Annotated in this window: 22 protein-coding genes; 14 read left to right on the forward strand and 8 right to left on the reverse strand. The window is 51.4% G+C overall.

The window, feature by feature from the left end; translation table 11 throughout:
- Positions 1-260 precede the first annotated feature (260 nt).
- Positions 261-2,231, forward strand: a complete 1,971-nt coding sequence (locus EDM21_RS17625) for a glycerophosphodiester phosphodiesterase family protein (RefSeq protein ID WP_338044010.1) — start codon at positions 261-263, stop codon at positions 2,229-2,231.
- A gap of 146 nt (positions 2,232-2,377) precedes the next feature.
- Here EDM21_RS17625 and EDM21_RS17630 read toward each other — a convergent pair whose 3' ends face one another.
- Entirely contained in the window at positions 2,378-3,493 is a 1,116-nt protein-coding gene (locus EDM21_RS17630; protein WP_157337611.1) for a VanZ family protein, read from the reverse strand.
- A 235-nt stretch (positions 3,494-3,728) separates the two neighbouring features.
- Between EDM21_RS17630 and larB the strand changes: the two genes are divergently transcribed.
- From larB to EDM21_RS17655, 5 genes are all read left to right on the forward strand, one after another.
- Positions 3,729-4,517 carry a nickel pincer cofactor biosynthesis protein LarB gene (gene larB / locus EDM21_RS17635; RefSeq protein ID WP_157337613.1) on the forward strand — a complete coding sequence of 263 codons (789 nt, stop codon included), beginning with the start codon at positions 3,729-3,731 and terminating at the stop codon, positions 4,515-4,517.
- Between the two features lie 5 nt (positions 4,518-4,522).
- A complete protein-coding gene (gene larC, locus EDM21_RS17640; RefSeq protein WP_157337615.1) occupies positions 4,523-5,584 on the forward strand; it encodes a nickel pincer cofactor biosynthesis protein LarC in 1,062 nt (353 codons plus the stop codon).
- A gap of 909 nt (positions 5,585-6,493) precedes the next feature.
- Entirely contained in the window at positions 6,494-6,988 is a 495-nt protein-coding gene (locus tag EDM21_RS17645) for a cation:proton antiporter regulatory subunit (RefSeq protein ID WP_157337617.1), read from the forward strand.
- Between the two features lie 4 nt (positions 6,989-6,992).
- The gene (locus tag EDM21_RS17650; RefSeq protein ID WP_157337618.1) at positions 6,993-8,228 is read left to right on the forward strand and encodes a cation:proton antiporter; all 1,236 of its coding nucleotides are present in this window, start codon (positions 6,993-6,995) and stop codon (positions 8,226-8,228) included.
- A gap of 81 nt (positions 8,229-8,309) precedes the next feature.
- A complete protein-coding gene (locus EDM21_RS17655) occupies positions 8,310-9,269 on the forward strand; it encodes a YitT family protein (RefSeq protein WP_157337620.1) in 960 nt (319 codons plus the stop codon).
- Between the two features lie 254 nt (positions 9,270-9,523).
- Here the strand turns inward: EDM21_RS17655 and larC2 are convergent, their stop codons facing one another.
- Positions 9,524-10,012 carry a nickel pincer cofactor biosynthesis protein LarC2 gene (gene larC2 / locus EDM21_RS17660; protein ID WP_157337622.1) on the reverse strand — a complete coding sequence of 163 codons (489 nt, stop codon included), beginning with the start codon at positions 10,010-10,012 and terminating at the stop codon, positions 9,524-9,526.
- Positions 10,013-10,131: 119 nt separating this feature from the next.
- Here larC2 and EDM21_RS17665 point away from each other — a divergent pair, with 119 nt between their 5' ends.
- Complete coding sequence (locus tag EDM21_RS17665; protein WP_157337624.1) at positions 10,132-10,293, forward strand: hypothetical protein; 162 nt, start codon at positions 10,132-10,134, stop codon at positions 10,291-10,293.
- An 80-nt stretch (positions 10,294-10,373) separates the two neighbouring features.
- On the opposite strand, the gene EDM21_RS17670 is transcribed toward EDM21_RS17665, so the two are convergent.
- From EDM21_RS17670 to EDM21_RS17680, 3 genes are all read right to left on the reverse strand, one after another.
- Positions 10,374-11,222: a sugar phosphate isomerase/epimerase family protein gene (locus tag EDM21_RS17670; protein ID WP_157337626.1), complete on the reverse strand. Its 849-nt coding sequence runs from the start codon at positions 11,220-11,222 to the stop codon at positions 10,374-10,376.
- Between the two features lie 221 nt (positions 11,223-11,443).
- Positions 11,444-12,301 (reverse strand): AraC family transcriptional regulator, encoded by an 858-nt coding sequence (locus tag EDM21_RS17675; RefSeq protein ID WP_157337628.1) that lies wholly within the window; start codon positions 12,299-12,301, stop codon positions 11,444-11,446.
- A gap of 117 nt (positions 12,302-12,418) precedes the next feature.
- Positions 12,419-13,570, reverse strand: coding sequence for a Gfo/Idh/MocA family protein (locus EDM21_RS17680; RefSeq protein WP_157337630.1), 1,152 nt, complete (start codon positions 13,568-13,570; stop codon positions 12,419-12,421).
- Positions 13,571-13,837: 267 nt separating this feature from the next.
- On the opposite strand from EDM21_RS17680, the gene larE reads away from it, so the two are divergent.
- Both larE and EDM21_RS17690 read left to right on the forward strand, forming a co-directional pair.
- Positions 13,838-14,695 carry an ATP-dependent sacrificial sulfur transferase LarE gene (larE, locus tag EDM21_RS17685; RefSeq protein WP_420850674.1) on the forward strand — a complete coding sequence of 286 codons (858 nt, stop codon included), beginning with the start codon at positions 13,838-13,840 and terminating at the stop codon, positions 14,693-14,695.
- Positions 14,692-15,702, forward strand: coding sequence for a HoxN/HupN/NixA family nickel/cobalt transporter (locus EDM21_RS17690; RefSeq protein WP_157337642.1), 1,011 nt, complete (start codon positions 14,692-14,694; stop codon positions 15,700-15,702). The genes larE and EDM21_RS17690 overlap by 4 nt, the downstream gene beginning before the upstream one ends.
- Positions 15,703-15,847: 145 nt before the next feature.
- Here the strand turns inward: EDM21_RS17690 and EDM21_RS17695 are convergent, their stop codons facing one another.
- Both EDM21_RS17695 and EDM21_RS17700 read right to left on the reverse strand, forming a co-directional pair.
- Positions 15,848-16,843: a peptidoglycan-binding protein gene (locus EDM21_RS17695; RefSeq protein ID WP_157337644.1), complete on the reverse strand. Its 996-nt coding sequence runs from the start codon at positions 16,841-16,843 to the stop codon at positions 15,848-15,850.
- Between the two features lie 220 nt (positions 16,844-17,063).
- Entirely contained in the window at positions 17,064-18,095 is a 1,032-nt protein-coding gene (locus EDM21_RS17700; protein WP_235918262.1) for a YrpD family protein, read from the reverse strand.
- A 325-nt stretch (positions 18,096-18,420) separates the two neighbouring features.
- On the opposite strand from EDM21_RS17700, the gene EDM21_RS17705 reads away from it, so the two are divergent.
- The 4 genes from EDM21_RS17705 (at position 18,421) to EDM21_RS24645 (ending at position 22,465) form a co-directional block, all read left to right on the forward strand.
- Complete coding sequence (locus EDM21_RS17705) at positions 18,421-18,585, forward strand: hypothetical protein (protein ID WP_157337648.1); 165 nt, start codon at positions 18,421-18,423, stop codon at positions 18,583-18,585.
- A gap of 430 nt (positions 18,586-19,015) precedes the next feature.
- Positions 19,016-21,004 (forward strand): methyl-accepting chemotaxis protein, encoded by a 1,989-nt coding sequence (locus EDM21_RS17710; protein ID WP_235918253.1) that lies wholly within the window; start codon positions 19,016-19,018, stop codon positions 21,002-21,004.
- A 223-nt stretch (positions 21,005-21,227) separates the two neighbouring features.
- Positions 21,228-22,019 carry a formate/nitrite transporter family protein gene (locus tag EDM21_RS17715; RefSeq protein ID WP_157337650.1) on the forward strand — a complete coding sequence of 264 codons (792 nt, stop codon included), beginning with the start codon at positions 21,228-21,230 and terminating at the stop codon, positions 22,017-22,019.
- 272 nt (positions 22,020-22,291) lie between these two features.
- Positions 22,292-22,465 carry a hypothetical protein gene (locus EDM21_RS24645; RefSeq protein WP_166542077.1) on the forward strand — a complete coding sequence of 58 codons (174 nt, stop codon included), beginning with the start codon at positions 22,292-22,294 and terminating at the stop codon, positions 22,463-22,465.
- A gap of 349 nt (positions 22,466-22,814) precedes the next feature.
- Here the strand turns inward: EDM21_RS24645 and EDM21_RS17720 are convergent, their stop codons facing one another.
- Positions 22,815-23,558, reverse strand: a complete 744-nt coding sequence (locus EDM21_RS17720) for an SDR family NAD(P)-dependent oxidoreductase (RefSeq protein ID WP_157337652.1) — start codon at positions 23,556-23,558, stop codon at positions 22,815-22,817.
- A 120-nt stretch (positions 23,559-23,678) separates the two neighbouring features.
- Here EDM21_RS17720 and EDM21_RS17725 point away from each other — a divergent pair, with 120 nt between their 5' ends.
- On the forward strand, positions 23,679-24,578 hold the full coding sequence (locus tag EDM21_RS17725) for a LysR family transcriptional regulator (RefSeq protein ID WP_157337654.1): 900 nt from the start codon (positions 23,679-23,681) through the stop codon (positions 24,576-24,578).
- The last annotated feature ends 173 nt before the right edge of the window (positions 24,579-24,751 follow it).

The raw sequence follows: 24,751 nt of genomic DNA on the forward strand, positions 1-24,751 counted from the left end.
CAACGTTTCTTTATCCGGAATTGATTTCCGGCTCATAAGAAATTGATACAATACAAATGTACAAATAGGTTTATTATACAGGCCAAGATATAAGGTTGCTCAGTCCCTCGTTTTAGTGTCTATCAGAGTTAGCGGTTCACTATAATTCAATTGATGTCAGGGGGAGAGCCGTGCAGCATCCTGCAAAATTTTTCAAGTACCTGAAACCGTCCACAGGGAAAGAACGGAAACTGTTGACACGTCGCTGGAGTTTTTTGTGTGTGGGAGTTCTATTGGCCTTGGTTAGCATCGTCATTCCTTTGCAAGCGGGATTGCCGCATGCCCAAATGGCCGATACGGACAGTAAGGTGCTTGAAAGCAGCAGGATACCTGCAGGGCAAATCAGTGCGGGTGCGAACCCCGGCCGTACCCTGGATAAAGCGCAATCCGGCGGACAGGCCAGTCATGCCAAAGGCGAAACCGGGCCGCAGGGCGAAGGCAAGGCAGGCAGCACCGGGGCCGGTGCAGCATCCAAACCGTCTGCAGCAGGAAATAAGCTGATACCGGTCATGGAGCCGGATACCCGGATTGCGCTTGCTCCGACCATTGTCACCGAGCTGCAGAACAAGGAAGAGCTCAGCAAGCTCAAGGCTCCGGCCTTGCCTGCTACTCTGATCCTGCATGTGAACAGCGGGCTGATCGTAACGGATCCCGCCGGCAAGACGGAACTGGGAAGTCTTGAAACCGTGCTCAGTACGGTGGACGGGCAGATGATCCCGGCGTTCTATGTGAAGAACAAGGAAACGGTGGACCGTTTGGTCAGTATGCTGAAAAGAAAAGGCATCGAGGATGCCTTTGTCGTCTCGGATCAGGGTGAGCTGGTTAAAAGAGCCCGGACCGAATACCCGGTTGTACGCGGGATTGTTGATTTTAGCGCAGCGGGTGATCTATCCCGTGAGGGGCTAATGAACATCCGGCGCCAGACCACCAAGAACCTGGCCAAGATCGCCATTATGCCTGCGGCGGCTTCTTCCAGGGAGGCGGTGAACTATCTCCAGCAGCGCCTGATCGTCGTCTGGGCCAAGGAGATTTCCGATGCGCCCCGTACCAATCTGGCGGTTCACACGCTTATCACAGCGGGAGTGAACGGGATTGTCACGGATTCGCCGAAGATCGCGCTCGGAGCTCTTAAGCTGTATTCCCATGAGAAGACACTCGTTCGCAAGCCTTACATTATCGCACACCGCGGAATGCCGTCCAAGGCTCCGGAGAATACCATCATAAGCGGCCGGCTAGGACTCGAAGCCGGGGCAGATTTTATAGAGAACGATATGTATTTGACCAAAGATGGTCATCTTGTCATCATTCATGATCCTGTTGTAGAAAGCACGACGAACGGAAAAGGCAAGGTAGAAGACTTTACTCTCGCGCAGCTCAAGAAATTGAATGCGAATAAGCTTTTTCCAAGCGGATACCCGAATGTACAAATCCCGACACTGGAGGAGCAGATTGATCTGGCCCGCAGCAAGGGAAAAATGATCCTGGCGGAAATGAAATCGAAGAATCCGGCGGCGATGGAGAAGCTGGTTCAGGTTATCAGGGATAAGAATGCCGAAGACCTCATGAACGTGATGTCTTTCGATGCCGAGCAGTTGAGAAGGCTGTCCGAGCTGATGCCGGAAATGCCATGCGGGCTGCTGACCGGTGAAATAGCGAATGAATCGAAAGTCGATCAGTCGCTGTCCGGTACGCTCAAGCTGATGCAGGTGCGGAATACGACGCTTAATACTACCTATTCAGGCCTCGGTCAGAATTTTATGGAGGCCGCGAAGCACAGGGGACTAATCGTTTCTCCGTGGACGTTTAACGACAAAGCGAATTTCATGCGGTACTTCGGTTACGGGGCTTACGGCATTACGACAGACTACGCATTCTGGGCTTCGGACTGGGCCGCATCCGTCACACCGGGCATAGAAAAAGTAGTGCTGGACATGAATGAGAGCACGGGTTTGTCCGTTATCGTGGAAACCTTCAAAGGAACGAGGACGGATTCGAAAGCGGAAATTATTGTGCTGGACGGCCAGGATAAGATTGTTGTAAGCGGAGGCAAAGTGACTGCGAAAGAGCAGGGAACCGCTCATGTACTGCTTAGATACACCGCTTCAATCGAAGGCGGAGGCCGCTATGATTTGTACACGCAGCCCGTCACGTTGGAAGTAAGTGAGACAGGCGGAGCGGCGGTTAAACTCTAGTGCTCGCAGGCCTCAAAGCTTCAAGCCGCCGGTATTCGCGCATAAGTTGCGCTTAACGCATCAATAAGAGACGTGTCCCATGGAACGATGCGGTTCATAGGTTCATACGGAAGACCTGGCCTCGGTAAACGGGAGCCAGGTCTTTTTTATGCTTGAACGCGGGACTTATTCTCCTCATCCCAATGGATGACATGCCGCGTTCCGCTTTTCGCTTCGTAGAACAGTCGGCGGCTGCGGTTGAACACACAGCGCAGCAGGTGAATGCCAAGCGTCATATCGGTGACGAAGAGACCGACGGTGCAAAGGGCTTTGGCCACATTAGGCAGAGAGCTGCTTCCGATCGGGAGCATAAGAACATGAAGGCCTCCCAGAAGCAAGTAGAGCAGACCGTACCGGATAAGAAGTTCGCTAAGACGGATTCGTTTTCCTTTTCCCTGCAGACGGATCCGGACGATCCATTTGCCGGCAGTAAATCCGTTCGTGGCATACGGGATGACCATGAAATAGACCAGCACCATAGATACGAAGGGATAGGGAAAGTCGAGTGCGGTAAGGAAGGTCAGCAGAGGCAGCGCCAGAAACCAGTCCATCATAAAAGCAAGCCCCCGGCGCGTATAAGTGACCCGTTTAGCTGAAAAATCCACATGTTCATCGAGTTTGTCCATACGCGGCAGTACAGCGGATATCCAGGCCGCTGCAACGAAACCCGCCATACCCCCTGTGGTATTCGTCAACAAATCGTCGATATCAAACAGCCGGTAAGGGTAATCATAGATGCCGTATAAGCCTGTGACCTGCGTAATTTCGAAAAAGAGAGCCAGGCTGAAAGAAAGCAGCAGGCAGGCGGCCCATCTCACCCGGAAATAATAGCGCAGGAAAATTCCGAACGGGACAGTGAGCAAGACGTTGAACACGACCTGAAGGAATGCCCTTTCTTTTAAAAGATGAAGATAGGTGGCCGGCTGCTGCGGATCAACGGCTGTTTCTTTCAGAATATCCAGAACAAAGTGGAAAGGAACCAACTGGACGTAGGAGGCTGCCTGCGGAGGCTCATTATGGATGCTGGCCGGCAGCGGCAGAATGACCAGGTAAAGGGCGTTCATCATATATAAGAGAAACAAATACAGCAGGAAAGCCCGGTATTTGTTAATATAACCATGCTTCCGGTACTGAAAAAGCAGGAAGGGCAGGGTAAACAGAACAGCCGCAATCGGAAAGGTGGCGATAGCGTAAGAGATCGGGAACAAATAAAAGGTAAGCATGGAGAACACCTGCCCGTAGAGTTTTGGTGATGGTTAGCCAAGTCAAGGTTAGGGAATGAATGGATCTGGGTGATAAAAAGACTCCTTCTATGTAGACGACTGCTTCGGACCATACGTTGCGCGCCGGACGACGTGACCCTTATTGTGCCCGTATCACGAAGCATTCCAGAGCGGAAAGATTGTGCTACAATGATTTTGTCACGGATATTCCCTAATGAAAGGGGAAGGAAGCCTTATGACAGATCTTGAACATATACTCAAGCTCGTTCAGAGCGGGGCACTGGACCCGGCCGAGGCGGGGAAGCAAATCACCGCAGCCATGCACAGCCGTGCAGGAGCGGAGCAGGAGCTGAATCTCGGATTCGCTCAGCTGGATTTGCAGCGGGAGACGCGGACGGGCTGTCCGGAAGTGATCTTCGGCGAGGGCAAGACGGTGGAACAGCTGCTGGCTATCTTTCAGAAGCTGTCCGAGCATTCGGATCGCGTGCTTGCCACCCGGATTGATACGGATAAAGCCGCGGCGCTCACCGGCGCTGTGAACGGGGCTGTCTATCACACAGCTGCCCGGGCCGTTACCTGGTACCGCAGCGGCAGTCAGCCGCCTGTGCTGCATGAAGGGTATGTGGCGGTTGTCTGCGCCGGTACTTCTGATCTGCCTGTAGCGGAAGAAGCGGCTGTAACCGCCGAGTATATGGGCGTACGCGCAGAGCGCATCTATGATGTCGGCGTGGCAGGGATTCACCGGCTGTTCCGCCGGCTGGAGCTCATTCGCGGGGCCAATTCCATCGTGGTGGTTGCCGGAATGGAGGGAGCGCTTGCCAGCGTGGTTGGCGGACTCGTCTCTAAGCCGATCGTAGCCGTTCCGACGAGTATCGGCTACGGAGCTAACTTTGGCGGCCTGGCACCGCTGCTCTCCATGCTCAACTCTTGCTCTCCCGGAGTCGCGGTCGTGAATATCGACAATGGCTTCGGCGGCGGTTATTACGCAAGTATGATCCGATCAAATACTCATGAAAGAGGATGAGTCCTATGCGAATTTTGTATCTCGACTGCTTCTCCGGCTTAAGCGGAGATATGACGGTTGCCGCTTTGGTGGATGCCGGGGCGGACCGCTTGTACTTGGAAGAAGAGCTTCAGCGGATTCGATTGGAACCGTTCACCCTTGAGTGGAAACGTGTCATTAAGCGGGGCATCTCCTCCTTGAAATTCGATGTTGTGCCGGATCCCGCGCACCCGCCTGTTCATCACAGGCATTATTCCGAGATCGTTGCTATGCTGACCGAGGCCGGCTTTAACGAACGCGTTACAAGCTTAAGTCTGGCGATGTTTGAGAAAATCGGTCTGGCGGAGTCCAAAATTCATGGAATTCCGCTGGAAACCGTTCATTTTCACGAGGTCGGAGCGATTGACTCTATCGTGGACATCGTCGGTATTGCACTTGCTATAGATTCTCTTCAGGTAGATCAAATCTATTCATCACCGGTTCCGCTCGGCACAGGGACCATCCGGATTGACCACGGTGTCTATCCGGTGCCTGCCCCGGCTACGCTGGAGATGATGCGCGGGCTTCCTGTTGCTTCGACGAATCTCCGCTACGAATTGACTACACCGACTGGAGCGGGCGTCGTCTCCGGAATCGTCGATGAGTTCTGCGACGGGATTCCGCCGATGATCGTAGAGGCGATTGGCTACGGGGCGGGTACACGCGACCTGCCGGAGCAGCCCAACGTGCTGCGCGTCATAGTCGGAACGGATACGTCCGGCCTGAGGCAGCACGCGCATACGCACAGCCATGCGCATACTCACTCGCATGAGCATGAACATGCACACAGCCACGATCATGATCCTGTACATCACCACGGCCACAGCCACGTGCAAGATCACAGCCATAATCATGGCCAGAGCCACGTGCACGAGGATAGTCCCGATCAGGGGCACAGCCATGCGCACGTACACAGTGATGACCACGGCCATGCGCATGCGCACAGTCACGATGATGGCCCCGGCCATACGCATGATCACAGCCATGAACCGGTTCAAGAGTCCGAACCTCCTAATGAACTGGAGCAAAGCCCTAAGCATAATCATTAAAAGGGCTGCCGTAATCCCAGGCCTCAACCCGATGTTCACTTCAAACAGCTTCCGTATATTAGGGGAGCTGTTTTTTGACATGGACGGGGGAATTTAGTCATAGGTATGAACTAATGGATACCGCATAAAATGTAGGCGTTTACTTGGAGATAGGCTCCAAATGTGTTATCATATTAGTAACAGATAATCAAAGGGGGAGAGGATTTGAGATATTCATTTGTTAGAATCAACTGGGTTATTTTCCTGATCCTCTCCCTGATTTGCAGCATCTCCGTTCCTGCCAAAATACATGACAACGTGTTTACCGAGTATAGTTTTGATACCTCGATCCCGCTTAAGGATGGCACTTCGAAAAATACCGTCCGCAAGAGCGCTCCTCATTTCGCTAAAATTTTTAAAAAACTGGTTAATGTGGCCAATACTTTACTGGTCTTGTTTGTTCTGCCTCTGTTCCTTGCCCTCAGCGCTTTTATTACGAGTTTTTCCTTCAGACCCTACATATCCCTGTTAAAACGAAGACAACTGCTTGACCCCATAAAATTCACCTCCACGTTCGTGGGCCACACTCCTTCTTGTTTGATTTAGCTCCTTTATCTATTCACTCATGAATGATGTACGGATTTAATTAAAAAAACGCCGGTTGAGCCGGTTTCTATAAGTACGCCTGTCGGATTGTTATCGTAATAATGTAAGTTGATTTTTGTGACGGGGTTAGTGATTAAACAACGGAATGATACAGGGCACTTCAGATTAATCCGGTCAAAAAAACAGCCGGTAAACCAAGGCACCCGTCTGTCTTCAGCCGTTGAGTCCTTGTATCGCTGCGCCGGCAGGAAACAGACAGAATAACGGCTTTGCTGCCGCAAAGATTCCGTTATAACTATGAAAGATATGGGAGGCAATACGAGTATGTACGTTAGAGAATCGGATTTACCGGGAATCGGGAAGAAGTTTGTGATCGACAGCCGGGGCGGAGATAAGCTGGTCGTTATTATTCATGATGACGGAAGGCGTGAAATGTACCATTTTGACCATGAAGATCCCGATGAGAGCATTTCGATGATTACGCTGGATGATGATGAGGCTAGACAAGTCGCGGCTATCGTAGGCGGAATGACATATAAGCCCAAAGCGTTGGAGACGATCGAAGTCGCCCTTCACGATCTTATTATCGAGTGGTATAAAATCGAATCCCATTATAAGTGTGTGGGGAAATCAATCGGGGAGCTGGATGTGCGGCAGAACTCCGGGGCAACGGTGATCGCCATCGTAGAGCGGAACCAGAAGCAGCAGATTAACCCGGGGCCGGAAGTTGTGCTCAAAGCCGAAACGACCTTGATTGCCGCAGGTGAACGGGAACAGCAGAGACTTATCAAACAAATTTTACTGAACGGAAGTGGTTGAATAGATGAATCATCTTGTATTTGAGGTAGGTCTGGCCATTGCACTTATTGCAGGGGCCGGACTGTTGTCTGCCAAACTCCGCTTTTCCGTCATTCCCTTCTATATTCTGGTTGGAATGGCGGTAGGCCCCCATGCTTTGCAGTGGTGGCATTTTGACTTCCGTTTTATCGAAAGCCAGCCGCTGATTGAATTTATGGGACGGATCGGTGTCCTCTTCCTCTTGTTCTATCTGGGGTTAGAGTTCTCCGTGGGCCGGCTGATCAAGTCGGGCCGTTCCATCGCCATCGGGGGAACGATTTATATTCTCATCAACTTTTCACTGGGTGTATTATTTGCCTGGTCCTTATCATTTCCGCTGGAGGAAATTCTGGTGATCGCAGGGATCACTACCATTTCGTCCAGTGCGATTGTGGCTAAAGTGCTTGTTGACTTGAAAAGAACAGCCAATGCAGAAACGGAAATGATTTTGGGCATTATCATGTTCGAGGATGTGTTCCTTGCCGTATATATCTCTATTCTTTCGGGTCTCGTCCTCAGCGGGTCTTCTACGCTCGGCGGCGTCCTGATGTCGGCCCTGATAGCGCTCGGCTTCATGCTGGTGCTGCTCATTGCAGGCAGGAAGGCTGTGCCCTTCTTGAACAAAGCACTCAATATCCGCTCGAATGAATTGTTCGCGCTCGTCATTTTTGCCATTCTGTTCCTCATTGCGGGATTCTCGGAGACGATCCATGTCGCGGAAGCTATCGGCGCGCTCCTTGTCGGACTCGTCCTGGCTGAAACGGAGCATGCCAAACGGATTGAGCACCTCATTCTGCCGTTCCGTGATTTCTTTGGTGCGATCTTCTTCTTCAGCTTCGGCCTCACGATCGATCCCTTCGCGCTTGGCGGGGCGGTATGGCTGTCGCTGGGAGCGGTTCTCATTACGCTGTTCGGCAATTTCGTTGCGGGTATGTTCGCGGGTAAAACGGCAGGCCTCTCGCCCAAAGCTTCGTCTAATATCGGTCTGACGATTGTGGCCCGCGGTGAATTTTCCATTATTATGGCCAACATGGCCAAAGCAGGCGGCCTGCTCACGATTATTCAGCCTTTTGCGGCGCTCTATGTACTCATCCTTGCTATTCTGGGGCCGCTTCTGACGAAAGAAAGCAAGCACATTTATAAAGCGCTGGATAAAATTTTTAAATTCAAAACGCCCTCCAAGGAGAAAAAACAGGTTCTACCCAAAGAAGGAGGAAGCTGATCTGTATTCAGATCCAAAGCGCTGTTTGGCAAGAAACCATCCTTGTGGGTGGAATTGACCTAGCGAAGAGGAGGAATCGGAATGAAGCTTGTACGTGTTCCGGCATTACCGGCTAAGCAAACTGACTTTGGCAGGCTAACCCCCAGGCTAACCCGAACGCAGTGGGGATTTAAGCTGTTGATGGTCGTTCTCGGCAGTTTTCTGGCCGCTGTCGGGCTTGAACTGTTTCTTATCCCGAACGGGATGATTGTGGGCGGAATGACGGGTGTCTCCGCACTGTTCGCTCATTTTACAGAAATGCGGCTCGGTTTGTTCCTGTTTGTGCTGAATCTGCCGCTTATCTTATTGTCTTACCGCCGTGTACGCAGGGAATGGGTGCTCGTCACCTTCCTGGGACTGTTTGTTTTCTCGGTGAGCACTCTCTTCCTGCACCCCGTACCGGCCCTGCTTGAGAACGGACTTCCTGCCGCATTAGGCGGAGGATTGGCTTTAGGTCTGGGGATCGGTCTTGTGGTCAGGTATGGAGGGACGCTTGATACACTTGAAATGACGAACGGCACCTGGAAAATAAAAGATGCCGGGGCCGCGTACCACGGAGTGATGCTGCTCAATCTGATGATCTTAACCGGCGCGGGTTTTGTTTACGGCTGGGAACAGGCCATGTATTCTATTCTTGCCTATTTGCTGGCTTATGAAATGGTTCACTTTGCGATGAGGGGATTTACCGTTCATCGGCGGGTGAATATTACCAGCTTATGGCCTGAGGATATTGAGCAGGAGGTGGAAAGGCGCCTCGGACGTATAGCCCAGTACCCACAGCAGCCGGCTAATGAAGTCGTAAACAATCGGGAGGAACTGACCGGGGAAGAAGATGCAGAAGGAGCAAGGCACAGAAGCCGCCGCACACCGCATTCATTCTCCTATGTCGTTCATTTCATGGAAATGACGAAATTCAAAGCGATCGTCGGGGCTGCCGACCCGCTTGCGGTGATTACAGTGGAAGAACAGGGAGTCAGAAGAGACGGACGACCTGTTCACTGATGCGGATCGGACACAGATCGGACACGGATCTTAAGGGCTGAAGAATGGAGCATGCCGCTCAGGCAGCTCAAGTGAGGCAGTCCTAACAGATAAGCACAAGAACCTTCGGAACCACTCTAACAGTGGGATTGAAGGTTCTTGTGCTTTCTGCACTTTATTGTAATTGGGCATATCAATTCATATAGGCATCCCTTAATTACAACCGCAACAGCTAAGCCTAAGCCCTGCAATCCTCCATTCAACGACGAAACGGATTACTCCGGCTCAGGCGCAGGCATGAGCTTGCTAAATTGCACCCGCACTTCATCGTACACGGATTTGAGCGGAATTCCGTGCTTCCGTGCGATTTCAGAGCACTCCTCATATTCAGGCGCATACTGGACCAGTTTGCCTCTGTGGTAGCCGGCTTTGACCGTCAGAAGACCCCAGGAAGTCTCGACTGAACGGAATTCCCTGGATAACCGGTGGCATACGGCGGGGGTATAACGGATACCGAGCGTAGTCGTTTCGCGGAAAATAACCGTTTCTACCGCCTCCAGCCGGGTCTCCTCCACGAGGACATTGAGCATGATGCCAGGGCGGCCTTTTTTCATCAGAATCGGAATCCAGTAGACGTCGTTGGCTCCTTCTTCGAACAGCCGGTCGGACACGTAAGAGGTCCATTCGGGGTTCATATCATCGAGATTGGCTTGGACCATCAGCATGGCAGGATCGCGATGCTCTTCCCTGTGATCAAAACTCATTGGTATACCTCCGGTTATAGGATTGCAGTACAAAAGGATGAAGTGTAAATCCCGCTGAAGAATAGATGCCGCCAAATTGTCCGTCTGACAAAGAGCGCGCCTAACCATCATCGGAAGATATGTGTGACCTGGAGACGATCGGCTCAACGGCAGCTTCTGGCGGTTCATCAGGCGGCGGGAAGCCGAACGAGTGGAACAAGCGGAACAAGCGGAACAAGCAGAACAAGCAGAACAAGCGGAACAAGCGGAACAAGCGGAACAAGTGGAACAAGCAGTCCTAGCACTACTAGTGGAGCTGCCAGAGCAGGCCTGACATCACTAACGTGCGGCAGCCGGCTTGGAGACGGTTACCAGTTCTGGGCTACTTCAGCAGGGAGTTCATGAACTGGCCGTACTGCCGGAGCATTTCGCGCCCGGACAGCTCTCCGCTGAAGTCCTCGGCGCCGAGCCAGCCTTGGTAACCGACGGCCTGGAGGTCGCTGATGACCTGCCGCCAGTCCACCATGCCCGAACGGAAAGAGCATCCGCCTGAGGTCCAGCGGACGATGCCGTTTTCCTCGGGGCCTGGCTCCCAGCCGGCATTTTTAACGTGAACATGAGCCAGGTAAGGGCCCAAGAGCTCCATGCCCATGCGGTAATTCTCGAAGCCTTCATAGACCATGTTGCCCGGATCATAGAGCACTCCGATGTGGTCAGGGCTCAGGCCTTCTACCAGCCGAAAAGCTGCTGAGGCGCTGGGGGCAATGGTGACATGGTGGGTCTCGACGAGCCCTTTGACACCATACCGGGCACACAGACTTTCGGCTGCCTTCAGATAAGTCTGCTGTTCTTCGAACAAGCCGCCGTAGCGGCGTGAGCGGTCATACCGGTGGACGCCGAGCCGGATGAAGGAGGCACCGAGCTTGCGCGCCGCTTCCAGTACGCGCTTCGTGCCATCCAGATCACCGCAGGTAAGGTAGGGCGTTACACTTACCGTGATCAGGCCGTTTGCTTCCGCCGCCTGTCTGAACCGGACGAGCTCAGCTTCGTCCCAGCCTGAGGAGATGGAGCAGAGGTTATTGCGCCAGTAAGAAGGAGCTTCGTGAGCCATTTCGGGCGGTACATCCTTATATCTCCACTCGACACCCGAGATTCCGGCTTCCCGTGCAGCAGAGGCAAGTTCCTCCGGCGTCAGATCAGGCGTAGCGGCAGTGAATACGGAAAGTTTCATGAAGCCGGGGACCTCCCAATAAACGAATAGTGGTTGAGCATGTAAAGGTGTAGGAAGCAGCCGGCATATGCATGCGCATTTTTCCCGCCAGCCCGCCAGCCCGATGCCGGCATCCCGTCCGCCTGCGCAGCTATACAAGATCCCAAGATCCCAAGATCCGGGATCTTACTATCTGTGCATGTAATGACATATGCATGTAACGGCATAGTGGATGAATAAGCTTAAGTAGACAGGGAGTCCCGGATGATTTTCTTGTATTTCTCCGGTGTCAGACCGATTTGCTGTTTGAACAAGCGGCTGAAGTGAGCGAGGTGTTTGAATCCGACTTGCAGGCATACCCCGGTTACCGACTGAGTCGGATCATGCATGAACAAGGTCTTGGCTTCATTAATGCGGCGCCGGTAAATAAAATGAAAGATCGTAAGACCTGTAATTTCTTTGAATATTTTGGATAAATAAAATTTGCTGAAATTCAGATGTTTCTGAAGGTGCTCCAGCTGCAGGTCTTCGGCATAATGCTCCTCAAGAAAGCTGACGATCCGCTGTACGTGTCTCTCTTTCTCCGACGTAAATTCGCGCCGGGTCCGCTGCGTCCGCAGACACTGCTCATGAATGAAGTAAAGCAGATCGACGAAAGCCAGATGCAGCCTGTTATAGCCGATAATGCCGCCTGATGTATGATGCGTATGCATTTCAAGCAGAATGCGCTCCGCTTCTTCCTTCTCCCCGCCGCGCAAAGACAGCTTGCAATTCTTGAGTTCCTGAAAAGGCTGCAGCATGTTGACGGCATGGGGGAGCTCAAGGAACGGCTTCAGAACAGCCGGTTCAAAATGGACAGTCGTCCGGATGTAAGGAACGGATGTATCTACCTTCGGGCAGTGGAGGGTCATCCCGTTCATCAGGATAAGATCTCCCGGCTGAAGCATATAGATGTTGCCTCCGATCAGATAATTGCAGCTCCCGCTGTGAAAATAGTACACCTCATAGTAGGTGTGGGAATGAAAGACGGAGCCCACCGGGTTGTCGTTGCGGTATGTAATACCGAGCGTATCCTCTTGAACAGAGAAATTGGAGAACATAGGTGTTATGCACCACATTTCATCTGGAAATGAGCAGACTCAGAGGCGGCTTTTCAGCAAATCCGCTCTATCCAGTGTACCATGACGTTTTTGGTTCACCAAGCGGATTTGAAGCGGTTACATAGGCCCGGTGCCGGCTGGTTCCTCTGTCCTGGCAGTCTTGGAATTGCGGATCTGTTCCTGAAGCAGTTCATAGAACCGGTCTTCGTCGAGCGGGAAGTCCACCCAGTCGTCAGTCCATGTGGACATCAGCATGGCGTTCGAAAGCGAAAGGCCGTGAATTCCTTCTTCACCGGGGGAAAGCAGAGGCGTGCCCTGGAGAATTCCGTTGATCCAGTCCTGCGTGATCAGATAATGCTCGCCGCGCGGTTCTCCCACGGGAATGTCGATTTTCCAGTACTCCGGCTGTCCGAACATACCTGTGAAGGCAGCATTGAATTCAGTCTCGGACTGGCGTGAACGGTAAAGGGTCAGCCGGTCGTCCTCTACTACGATCTTGCCGCGATCGCCAATGATCTCCAGCCGGTTCGTGCCCGGTGTCTCACAGGCTGAGGTGATGAACACGCCGGTGGCGCCGCTGGGATATTCGACATAAGCCGTTACTTCATTCTCTACTTCAATCGTCCGGTATTTGCCGAAGGAGCAGAAAGCGCGCATGCGGATGGGCATCATGCCGACCACCCACTGCCACAGGTCGAGTTGGTGCGGCGATTGGTTGATCAGCACGCCGCCGCCTTCTCCGGCCCAAGTGGCGCGCCAGCCGCCGGAGTTGTAATAGCTCTGCGCCCGGTACCAGAGGGTAATAATCCAGTTCGTTCTGCGAATCTCGCCGATCTCGCCTTCGGCAATCAGATCTTTCACCTTCCTGTAGAGAGGCTGGGTCCTCTGGTTATACATGATGCCGAACACTTTACCGGATTCCTTGGCTGCCTGGTTCATGTCACGCACTTGTTTGGTGTAGACACCGGCGGGCTTCTCGGTTAGTACGTGCAGACCGTGCCCGAAGGCCGCGATAGCTTCCGATGGGTGAGCATAGTGAGGCGTACAGATAATCACTCCGTCAATTGCACCCGAGGCATACATGTCTTCTACATTTGTAAAAACCGCGAGCTGATTTCCCAGCTCCTGCCTGGCCCATTCCAGACGATCCGGGCTCTGGTCGCATACGGCCGTCAATACGGCTCCGCTCACTTTGTTCTGGATTAAATGCCTGGCGTGTCCTGTACCCATGTTGCCTAAACCAACGATACCAATACGGACTTGATCCATGATCGTTATCATCCTCTCCGGCTGTAATCTGGGGATTGTCTTGTGACTAGTGTAGCATGCGGATAATGAAAGCGTTTTACTGGGGTTTGCCTGTTCCGTCTGTAATTTGATTGAAATTGTCCTATGTGCATGAGGCATGCAGGAAAGTTTGCAGGCTTGTGCAGCGCATATAGGGAGCTTATGCAAGGAAACTGCAGCAGTGTGCCGATTGAGCCAGGCAGCGGTGAGCTTTGCAAAGATGACGCCAGGGAGGAAGCAGCGATGGATATAAAGGAAACAACCCGTGAGAAAGACCGGAAACTGGGTGAAATTCTCCGCCGTATGGAACGTGTGATGGTAGCCTTCTCGGGAGGCGTTGACAGTACTTTCGTCCTCAAGCGGGCTCAGCAGGAGCTTGGCAATCAGGTGCTCGCCGTAACAGCCGCTTCCGAAACGTTTCCGTCCCGTGAATTTGATGCTGCTGTAAGTCTGGCGGAAGAGATGGGCGTGAAGCTCTGGGCGACCGAAGTGAAAGAACTGGACAACGAGGGGTTTGCAGCTAACAATCCCGACCGCTGCTATCACTGTAAGACAGGACTGTATACTCACCTGCGGGAGATGGCTGCGGAGAAGGGGTACCCCTACGTGCTGGACGGGTCTAATGTCGATGATCTGGGCGATTACCGTCCGGGGCTCCAGGCTAAGAACGAGCAGGGAGTAAGGAGTACCCTGCAGGAAGCCGGGTTGTCCAAGCAGGAAATCCGTCAGCTTTCCAGGGAGCTTGGGCTGCCGACGTGGAATAAGCCGTCTTTTGCCTGCTTATCTTCCAGAATTCCGTATGGCACCCGGATCGAGAAATGGAAAATCGACCAGTTGGATGAAGGAGAATATTTCCTGTCCCGTCTCGGGTTTTACCAGGTGCGGGTTCGCCATCACGACAAGCTGGCCCGCATCGAAGTGATGCCGGAGGAGACGGCTCTCGTAATCGAGAACCGGGATGCCATTTATAAGAAGTTTAAGGAACTCGGATTCGCTTACGTCACCCTGGATTTGCAGGGGTACCGGTCTGGGAGCATGAACGAAGTGTTGACGAAGGAGACGAGAGCTCTCGGCACGCACAATCAGGCGGAAGGAAGGTTGTTATGAATTATTTTCAGCGTAACCGTAAGTGGCTGCTCTACATGATTCCTGTACTTATTCTGCATGTTACCGGACTGTTGTTCCTCCTAATTGCGGCAGGTGGACGGCCGGCCTTGTGGGGACTGGGCCTGCTCGCCTATACACTTGGCCTGCGCCACGCGTTTGATGCGGATCATATCACCGTCATTGATAATACGGTCCGCAAGCTCGTCCAGCAGAAGAGCAATTCGGCAGGTGTGGGCTTTTACTTCTCGTTAGGCCATTCCTCTGTCGTGTTCGTCGCAGTGGCCATCATGGTTCTGTCCATGCACTGGATGAACACGAATCTGGAGGTCCTCCGGGGAATGGGCGGGATCTTCGGGCCGTCGATATCGGGCCTGTTCCTGCTTTTCATCGGATTTCTGAACTTGTGGGTTTTGCTGGATCTCGTCCGGTTGTTCCGGCGCTCGCGCGGTACCGCTTATAAAGAGGAAGAGTTCGAGGAGCTTCTGCATCAACGCGGCTTATTATCCAGATGGATCCGGCCGCTTTACAAAGTAGTGAACCGCAGCTGGCATATCTACCCGCTCGGCTTCCTGTTCGGTCTCGGTCTTGATACGGCCAGTGAAATTTTGCTGCTCGTCGTATCAGGCAGTGCGATATCGGGCGGCGTGCCGGTCGTAGGGATCTTCGCTCTGCCGATTCTATTCGCAGCAGGGATGGTACTAATGGACACGGCAGACGGGATCTTCATGACCAGCGCTTACCGCTGGGCGTTGAATACCCCGCAGCGGAAGCTGTACTACAATATTTTCGTAACCGCGCTGGGCGTGACTGCGGCATTCGTCATAGGCACTGTGCAGCTGGCGCAGGTCTTTTCCTCGGAAATGAACGGGCAGGGAACGATCTGGATGTGGTTCCAAGCTATTGATTTTGGTATTCTCGGCTACGCGCTTGTGGCACTCTTCCTGCTCAGCTGGGCAGTGTCGAGGGGGATTTGGCGTATGAAAAAGCTGAAGAGTTCAGAGATTTAAGGCCAATTGTTCGACATAGGAGTGACGGGAGGAATACCGTTATTCACGCCCGAATACCGCCCGCAGCAAAGCAAATAAAAAACACCCGGGAACCATAAGGAACCCGGGTGCTTGTCTGTTCGGCAGATGGGGCCGATGGATTCTATTAAGATCTCAGCTTACTCCAGGTTGCAGAGCCGACAATCCCGTCGGAAGTCAGCGAATTGGCTGTCTGGAACTTCTTCACGGCTGTCTCTGTACCGCTGCCGAAGGCACCGTCGGCTGTGACACTATAACCCTTCTTCGTCAGCAGACGCTGGAGTACCTTCACTGCATCTCCGGAGCTTCCGTTACGCAGAACAGCCGTTGTGGTCGCAAGCGCGTCCAGCTTGTCGGATGTCGCCGGTCCGACAATCCCGTCCGCCGTCAATCCGTGTGCGGATTGGAACTGCTTGACGATGGTTTCAGTGCCGCTTCCGAAGATTCCGTCCGCACCCAGCGTGTAGCCGACTTTATTCAGCTGCTGCTGCATGGATCTCACCTGCTCGCCGGAATCGCCTACCTTGAGGACACCGTCGTCCGGCTCTTCGCCGCCGCCACCACCGCTTGCCAGTACGTGATGCACGCCGTCCGTAGTGGGAAGCGGGAGGCTGAGTCCGGCTTGCTGCGCGACAGTCTTAAGCTGGCTGTTAACGAAAGTTTTGCCGTTAAGCGCATTCCCGGCAGCGTCCCGGACGGTCGCATCGAAGGCGATTCCCCGCGTATGCGGCGCGGTGCTGCTCGGTTTGGCTACGACAGAGCCGAGGCCGTGAGCCGCCTTCTCGTTGGCGACACAGGTTGATTTCGATGCATTTTCTACAATCTCATACAAGTGACGCTGGTATTGAAAAGGCCGGTAGGCGGAATTAAAAGTAATGGTCCAGTTCTTCTGTTTGATTAAATTGACATAGGTGTCTCTTTTTTTTATCAGATCCGGATCGACATTATCCCAGATCACTTTCTGTCCGTTTTCCATTTTAATAGCGAGCGGGTCCGTCATGTTTGTTAAATACCCTCCGCATGTTTCCGATGCGGATGCTGAGCCTGCGAGTGAAAGAGAGGAGAACATCAGTCCCGTACAAGTTACCGCGATCATCGACTTTTTGCCTAGTCTTTTTAACATTATAATTTCCCTCCGTTGCTATAAATTTTGGTTATCGAACCAATTATTATTAAACTTATCACCCGATAATTAACCGATTAATTCCAAATTAGACCAGAAAGACCGAGGGTAGAGAGCAGGTAGACCCTTAATATATATGGGCTCAACGGGTGTGTTAAATAAAAATAAAGCTGTCTAAAAAGAAGACAGCTTTACTTTACTTTTCATACAAGAACAAGTATCAGTTCATCTTGATATTGACGGTTTCTTCACCTGCGTTGACAAAGCTTGTGCTTACTTGCGTGGAATTCGGATATGAACAGTATCCGCCTGTATCCGCTGCAAGCCATTGATGATTGCTCGTAGAGCTGGTACCGATCATGGAGGCGGACCATTTAACATTGTTCAAGTACGAGCCGGTATCGTAAGGCTGCGGATCGTTGCTCGCAATGGCCGTTATTCTTTTGATCTCATTTCCTGCTCCGCTTTTTTTCCAGCCTGCGGCATTCGTTACAACGGTGTAATTGTCCGCCGCATTGTTATCATAGCGGACCCCGGCTGCATAAAGTGCGACCTGCCCGTCGGCAGGTACATAATATTTAAAAGTCAAAGTCTGACCAGCCTTAAACCGGAACGAAGTGTTGTGGTAATATTGGCCGCCGGTAAATATAGAATGCGCCCAGTTGTTATAAGTCTTGCTGTACTGGAAACCGGCATCGACTTCAGAGGCCCCGTTGCTGGCATGCCCGCCGGTGTAAATATACGGAGTATCATTGGAATTCGTGTTATTTACGTATACTTCATTATTGGTGCTAGAAGGGAGATAAACTTTGCCTGACCACCACGAATAACCGGGTTGTGAGAATACGCGTCTGTACGGACCGCCCGCATTTCCGCAAGCATAGCCCGCAAGTGGAGTGATAGCGGATGGAGCTGCCTGTTGCCTGACTTTAGTAGATTCGTTTAATAGGGTGAACTTCTCTCCGCCGTTGACCGTTACTGTATGATCGGCAGACGGGTCTGTTTTGACGAATACGTCTTTTAACTCAGGTTTATTAGCATATACTTGTCCGTTATCGTCAATATAAATAACATTTTCCCGCTCTTCTTCAGGAATGTTCTTCATAACATCCAGCATGAGCTGTCGCTCGCTTCCTGCAATTCCGGCAGCAATATCGCCTTCCAGGTCCTTGCCGCCAGACGCAGCTGTAATCGGGTTTAATGAGACTACAAGGGATAGTAGAGCAAGACTGGAGGCAACGGTAACATTCATTTTCTTCAATCGATACACATCCTTTATAGTTTTTTTATTACAAGAAAAGTGTATACAAGTTCCATAAATTTGTAAAGTAATTCTTTTTTTAATATAAAATGTAAAAATAAATGAGGTAATATTTTGTGGTTTATTTTTCCAAATCATGCACTACTCTTTAAACGCTGAAGAATAATCCTAAACAAATATCATATTCAGGCATTTAATTATTACCCAGGACATTGATGAGATGGTAATATTAAACTATCATTTTATGCCTTGGCTGCTCTAATAGTCCGATTGAACGGGGCATCCAGCAAGGCCGGAGAACGAGGTCGTAGTGGTCATGTCGGTAAGCATGGATGGAAACTGTGTCCTGGAGCTGAATGATAAGCCGATTCTTTTGCGAAAAGATAAGGTTGTATACGTGGACGATAAGAAATTGAGCGGGACAGAAGCATTTCCTTTCCATGGTTTGAGTCTGGATTATGTGAAAGGGGATCTAAGTTAAGCGAGGACTCTGGAGACTTCGATCCTGTGACGGCGACGACCTCGGAACGGATCGGTGATTTTTTTCAGGATGCTAAAGGGGAATCAAGTGAATAGCTATAAATAGGTTAGCCTATGACTTAGAGCCGTTTCCAATTATTTAATTAAAACTGGAAATGGCTTTTTTATATGTATAGATTTAGATCTTTATCGCTAATGATTTAATCTAAAACACCATGATTCAACAAATAACAACAATATTTATCGTGAAATGTCGAAATTAGGCATAAAGAAGTACCGTAAAAAGCCGATATAAATTAAGGGACCTAATGGACAAGTTTGGAAAAACCTACAAAGCGGAAACAACCATCTGCGTGGTCAGCCAGCCTAGAGCTTGCTTGTTACCATAAAGCAGACAGTATGACAGAACGGATCAGGAGAGGGAACGGTGTATGAAGGGTCTGATGTTTTTCGACAGTTTGAAAAAGAAATTGATTGTGCTTATGTGCCTTATTCTTGTCATTAGTTTAGGCACTGTGTATGCGGCAAGTTATTTAACGGCTTCCGCCATGTTGACGAATTCCCTGGACGAGGAATCGGCTTTGCAGTCGAAGCAGCTGGCTATGAAGCTGGATAAGTTCTTTGAGAGCAAAATCGCTATTGCGGAGACCGTTACCAAGCTTCTCTCCAAAGACTCGAATTACAATCAGGATTTGAAGACGATTCAACAGGCTCAAGAGCAGTATCCCGAATTTGAGACGTTCTTCTTTTCTCATGATTTGAGCGGCAAAAAGGTAATCAGTTTCCAAGGGGAATCCAAGGACCTCAGCGACCGTCCGCATTACCAGGAAGCGGGCAAAGCGACCGGCAAAATAGTCGTTTCCGAGCCCAATGTTTCCATAAGGACGGGGAATAACGTGGTGACCTTGATTGTTCCGATCATGAAGGGCACAACTCAAACCGGCTATGCAGGTGCAACGATTCAGATTAACGAAATCCAGCGGTATGTGTCCGAGGAGAAATTCGGCGAAAGCGGTTACGCTTATCTGGTCACTAAGAGCGGCATGTTCCTATGGCATCCCGATAACGAGATGATTCTGAAATCCAACCTGAAGGACGTCGACGTTCCGGAGCTGCAGCAGGCGTTCAGCAAAATTACAGCCGGCGAAAGCGGCACGGCTGAGTACAAATTAGACGGAGAGATGAAGTATGTCTCCTACGCCCCTACGGGGTTGAATTGGGGGATCTTCATCACGGCTCCTACTGCAGAACTGTTTGCGCCGGTTGACCGGCTGTCGGTTATCCTTGTGCTGGTATCGGTCGTTACTCTGCTGATTGCCAGCGGATTGATTTATTTGTTCGCGACCAGGCTCATACAGCCTATTGTTCGCCTTAATAAGGCGGTAAAACTCGTGGCGGAAGGAAACCTGTCCAACTCCGTCGAGGTTGCGGGGAATGATGAAATCGCTACGCTTTCACAAGATTTCAATCTGACGGTCGGTCACTTGAAGCATCTGATCGAAGGGGTCTCGAAATCTTCGAACGAGGTTATTCAACTGGGAAGCGAGCTTGGGCAGCGGATCGACAGCGCGGCAGACTCCAGCCGCCTGACGAACAAGGCTATCGCCGGAATTGCGGTAGGCGCGCAGTCCCAGGCATACGCTTCGGAAGAGATGGCCATCTCGATGAACGAGATGTCGCGCGGTATCGTGCGGATCGCCGAAACGTCTGCGATGGTAGCCGAATCGGCTACTGAAGCGGCACGCGAAGCGGAAGAAGGAGCGGAGGTCGTCGAGCATACCGTCCACCAGATGGGCGAGATCAGCAGCGGCACCTCGAATGCGCTGCATGCAGCGGAGCAGTGGCACGAGCGCTCCGGCGAAATCTCCGGTATCGTGGATACGATTACGGAACTGGCCGGGCAGATCAACCTGCTCTCGCTGAACGCTTCAATTGAAGCGGCCCGTGCCGGTGAGCACGGACGCGGATTTGCAGTGGTGGCCGGAGAGGTGAAGAAACTGGCCGAGGCGTCCAAATATTCCGCGGGTAAAATCTCGGATCTGCTCAGCGATATCCGCAGCCAGACCGACCGCGTCGTTGAAGCCATGTCTGACGGCAACCGGAATGTGCAGGAAGGATTGAAGCTGATCGAGGAAGTGCGCGATAAGTTCAGTCATATTCTCCGCTCATCCCGTCATGTGGCCGCCAACATCCAAGAAGTGTCTGCAGCTTCCGAAGAAATGTCCGCAGGTGCCCAGGAAGTCTCGGCGTCTCTGGAAGAAATGCAGGGGATTGCCAAGCATACGTCGCAGGATTCGGATAAGGTGGCTGCCGCTACGCAGGAACAGCTGGGTGCGATGGAAGAGATGAAGGAATCGATGCACTCGCTGGACAGTATGATGAAGCAGCTGCGTGAAGAGCTGAGCAAGTTTAAAGTGTAGAGAGCTGCTCAAAGGGTAGCAGGACTTTCCCATGTGGGAAGTCCTTTTTTATATGTTCATGAATACCAGTTGGGTTCTTAAATATGTATGGATAGACCGGCTATCTTAAATTCAATGATCTCTGTCCTTTAAAAAAAGCTCAAATCATTGTAAGCTACTTGGTAATGGAAAATAAAAACAAGGTACGGGCGGATTGTCCGCCGGGAGGGTGGTAGATCGGAGCATGGAAGTACAGCCGCTGCTGCAGGTAGAGAAGCTGGCTTTGAAGAAGATGAAAATTTTCAGGCAGAGCAAATTGCGTTACTTGTCCCGTTCAGCGCTGGCAAGTATGTTTATCGGTTTTGGTGTCATTGTGGCTTTCAAGACAGGAAGCTTCTTCTATCTGGAACATTCGCCGTTCACTTACCCGATGGCTGCGCTGACCTTCGGTGCCGCAATTATTCTAATCTCTTACGGCGGCGGGGATCTCTTCACGGGCAATACGTTCTATTACACGTTCGCGGCGCTGCGCAAAAAGCTCCGTTGGCCGGAGGTCATCCGCTTGTGGCTGACAAGCTACGGCGGCAACATTCTCGGGGCTGGAGCTTTCGCGCTGCTTATTCTTGCGACCGGCTTGTTCCGAGAACACGAGGTCAATGCGTTCTTGCTCAGTGTGGCGGAGAAAAAGATGAACGCCCCTTCGATGGAGCTGTTCTTCCGGGCCATTCTATGTAACTGGCTGGTATGTCTGGCATTCTTCATTCCTATGTCTCTTAAAGGGGACGGAGCGAAGCTGTTCGCGATGATGCTGTTCGTCTTCTGCTTCTTCATCTCCGGTTATGAGCACAGCATCGCAAACATGTGTACTTTTGCAATCGCGCTGGTGGTCGATCATCCGGAGACGATCTCCTGGGGCGGGGTTGTTCATAATCTGATTCCGGTTACTTTAGGCAATCTGATCGGCGGGTCTATTTTCATGGGCGTCATGTATCATTATGTGAATAAACCGTTTATGGACGAGCAAGAGGAAGCATAAGGACAAGACTTCACAAGAAAACGCAAGAAAGCCTCATTATGTCCAATAACCAGATTGCCCGTGCTCCATACAAGCTATTATTACCATTTTCTATAGGATACCGGAGGATTTGGCAGGATGTTTTTGAACGCCAGCCGCTGACTTCCCCTCACCCCGGCTCACCCCGGCTCAGCTGGAGTGAGCCATTATCAGCGCGTTTTCCATAAAAGCGATCTTTCCCTATACTTATAAGAGAGCAAAATGAAACTAAAACAACCGGGAGTTGAATCGTTTTGACGTATGCTGAAATGTTGGGAAGACGCAGTGAGATTCTAAAACGCACCATCGGAGAAATGATCCTCAAAGAAAATCAAAAAGGGCTCGGCATGCAGGAAAGCAGTTTCCTCCGAAGCATGATTAAGGAGCTCCATCAGAATGAATATGAACTGAGTTCAGGCAGAAGATAATGAAGAAGCCTGTCCTCTCATCCAACTAATCAATCCAACCAGACTAAACTAATCAATCCAACCAGACAAAACTAATCAATCTAACCAGTCAATTCTAACTATGTATATGTTTATGTACAAAAGGCGTCCGCACTTTCGGTGTGGATGTCTTTTATTGTGCGCACTTTCTTTAACCCGCAGATCTTTTAATCGGGTAGAAGATTGGGGCTCATTCTTATTTGCACTATTAATGTTGAAAAAGGAAACCACCCTAATCGACTATGCTGCCCGTTAAGGTGGTTTGAGGTTCATCTTACGGGATTTAAGCTTCATGGAAGCAATCATGAGTCCCATGAAATCAGCCGTCCGCTTACTGAGCCGTATAGCCGCCGTCTACCAGCAGAGTCGTGCCGGTGACGAAGGAAGCATCGTCGCTGGCGAGGAAGAGCACGGCTTTCGCCACTTCTTCCGGTCTGCCCAGTCGTCCCATCGGATGCAGGGCGGTCAGATGGTTCGTAATGGCTTCGGTCCGCCCGGCGATCAGCGGTGTGTCGATGTAGCCCGGGCACACTGCGTTCACGCGGATGCCGCGCTGAGCATAATCGATGCCGAGCGTCTGCGTCAGCAGCTTGACGCCGCCCTTGGCGGAAGCGTAGGCGGTTACGCCCGCTTTGCCGACATGGCTGTGGATGGAGCCGCAGTTGACGATAGCGCCTCCGGTACCCTGGGCAAGCATTTGCTCCAGCGCATATTTGTCGCTGAGGAATACGCCCGACAGGTTAATGTCGATCGTTTTCTGCCAGGCTTCCCAGCTCAACTGATCGGCAGGACCGTCTTTGGCAATACCGGCATTTGCAAACAGAATATCCAGTTTGCCATATTGTTTGACCGTTTCGGCCACCATATGTTTAACGTCCTCTTCTTTGGTCACGTCGGTTTTGACGAACAGGGCATCGCTGCCGGCTGCTTGAAGTTCATCGGCCACAGTTTGTCCGCGGTCCGAAAAGTCCGCGATGACGACTTTCGCGCCTTCCTGTGCGAACAGACGGACCGTCGCTTCCCCGATTCCGCTGGCTCCGCCCGTAACGATGGCGACTTTATCTTGAAATCTCATATGAATTCACTCCGTTTCTTTATCATCTTGTATGTATTGTATCTTTTTTATTCATAAGGCACTATTTAAACATGGTGAGCTATACTTAAGCTGTAATTAAGGAAAGAGGATGGTGACAGCATGCACCTGGAGCAGCTGGAATATATAGTGGAAGTGGCCAAGACGGGTTCCATTACAAATGCGGCCCGCAATCTTCATGTGTCTTTGTCGGCCGTCAGCCAGTCCATTACTCACTTGGAGAATGAACTGGGCGTTGTTCTATTCAAGCGTTCGAGACAGGGAGCGGTTCCGACTGCCCAAGGCAAGGAGATTATCCGCATAGCGTTTGAAGTGCTTAGCAAACGGGACGAGCTTAAGGAAGCGGCGAGAGGCTGGGCCGATACACTGAGCGGCGAGCTTCGGATGGGCGCGATTCCCGGTCCGATGTCCTTGCTGGTCGATGCGGTAGCAGGCTTCAAGAAGGATTACCCCTTGGTGCAGATGGAAATCGCAGAGAAAGGTTCACAGGAAATTCTGGATGACATCCGTCATCATAGGCTGGATCTCGGTTTTGTTATTTTATTTGAAAGCTTGCTGGAGACAAGTGAGGGCCTTTCTTTCGAACGGCTGTTAAAAGGGAAAATGGTGGTGGGGATGAGCAGCCGATCTCCGCTGGCCATCCGCCAAAGGGTGACTCCCGCCGAACTCCGCAGCCAGCCGGTTGTTCTGTACGACGATGAGTATGTCCAGTGGTTCATGAACAAGTTCGCTGCTGAATATGGTCCGGTGGACGTGTTATTCACGACCAATAATACGGATGCGATCCGTAAAGCGGTTCGAGATCATAACGCGGTAACCGTCGGAATGGATTACTCGTTCAGGGGAGATCCTTCCTATTATGCAGATATGGAAATTATGACGGCTGAACTGGAGTTTGCAGTTAATCAGCCGGTCTACTTGGGCTGGGTACGATCGGAGGGGAGGCACTTTTCGCGGATAGCCAAAACATTTGTTGAACAACTGAGAAAACAGTTCGAATAGATACAGCCGGCCGCGAATAAGGGTCTTGATGAAGGCCGGGCGATCCGCTCACCAACCGCTCGTTTGGCTGGCTTCGGACCTGTGGATCGGCCGTGCCGGTCGGCGATGTACCAGCGTTAAGTTGTGCAGATAAAAGAACGATGAAGGAAACTGATTATCTCCTTAAAAGAAAA

Source organism: Paenibacillus lutrae (assembly GCF_009757775.1).
GTDB classification, from domain to species: Bacteria; Bacillota; Bacilli; order Paenibacillales; family NBRC-103111; genus Paenibacillus_F; species Paenibacillus_F lutrae.